The organism is Aquimarina aggregata, from assembly GCF_001632745.1.
In the GTDB taxonomy this organism is placed as follows: Bacteria; Bacteroidota; Bacteroidia; order Flavobacteriales; family Flavobacteriaceae; genus Aquimarina; species Aquimarina aggregata.
On sequence record NZ_LQRT01000045.1, the window covers coordinates 1 to 1,530 of the forward strand.

1 protein-coding gene is annotated in these 1,530 nt (G+C 34.1%); it reads left to right on the top strand.

All coding sequences use genetic code 11. The features are described from left to right. Positions 1–1,363, top strand: a 1,363-nt coding sequence (locus AWE51_RS21050; RefSeq protein WP_232517426.1) for a carbohydrate-binding protein, incomplete at its 5' end; no start/stop codon positions are given. Positions 1,364–1,530 lie beyond the last annotated feature (167 nt).

Genomic DNA, 1,530 nt, shown 5'->3' on the forward strand with positions numbered 1-1,530 from the left:
CGGCGGCAAATATAATCTATCGGAGTACCCCACTATTATTACTTTTACCTGTTCAAAACGTCCAACTTTAAAAAGTGACCAAATGTCTGCTTTTATCAGACAGGATTGGGATGAAGCAAATAAAACATTCACCATAGAGGTGCATCATAAAAATGGTGCTGTTGATTTTACTTTAAGTACAGACGATATAGACATAGGAGGACCAAATGATAATATTAAAATCCCGGGTGTAGTGGAAGCTGAAAATTTTAATACAAAATCGGGAAGTGTACGAATAGAAGATACGCCAGGTTCATCTAAAAGGAATCTGGGCTATATTAAGTCTAATGATTATACAGAATATAAGGTTGATGTACAGAATGCCGGTGAATATAATTTTGATTTTTATGCTTCAAGTGCTGGTGCTGGGGGTACGATTGAAGTTTTAGAATCAGGTTCTGTAGTAGGTTCAGTAGTCATACCAGTCAATGGCAACTGGCATGATTACAAAAAATATAGTATTACGACCAGTCTCACCAAGGGAGAAAAAATACTTAGGCTTGTTTATAAAGGAGGGTCAGGATACTTGTTTAATATAGATAAGATAGAAGCTTCAAATATTGGAAGTTCTGGCCAAACACCTAAAACGATTAGGTTGTCTCCTGTTGAAGATGCATACTTGCATGGTGATACACGGTATGATGGTACAATCGTCAGATTAGAGCAGAATAACCGGATGGGATATTTGATGTTTGATTTATCATCAATTGATGGTACTATCACTGATGCCAAACTTAATTTTATGGTCACGACTGATTCGGGCAATGGAAATGTCAGAGTGAATAAGGGGAGCTCAAACAATTGGACAGAGGATAACTTATCCACTACAAATAAACCTGGTCAGGAAGTAGTTTTGGGTAATCTAAATGATGTTTATAAACTAAATGATAGAAAAGCAATTAGTTTGCAAACTTCAGCTATAAATCAGGATAAGTTATCATTAGTATTAACGATGACTAATGGTAATGATTTTGCTTTTTCATCTAAAGAAAACCCTTCTTTAGATGGGCCTGAGTTAGTCATTACGTATATTCCCTCCAAGAGTTCTTTACTTTTATCTGATGTGGCGGGAGATAGCTATAATAGGGGAGCAGAAATTAATACATTTCCTAACCCAATCAAGAACAGAATCAATCTAACGAACTTTCCAGAAAAAAGTTTGATAAGGTTTTATAATTTGCAGGGGTATTTAAGCAAGGAGGTTTTGCTTAAAACCAAAGAAGCTAGTTTGGATGTCTCTGATTTGTCTTCAGGATATTACGTGTTAAAAGTTTGGGATAAAGAAGGAGAGTTAATTTTAAATAAACAAGTAGTAAAAAAGTAGCACATCAGGTAATTTAAATAATCAAAAATAATATTAATAACAAAAGTCCTTTCCAAACAATGAATGGACTTTTGTTGTTTTATTGAAATATTAGGAAAAGAGTAGATATCCTTGTTGCTACATTTTCACTGACAAAAAAATGATTTACGTTTTGTAATGCTTTTGAA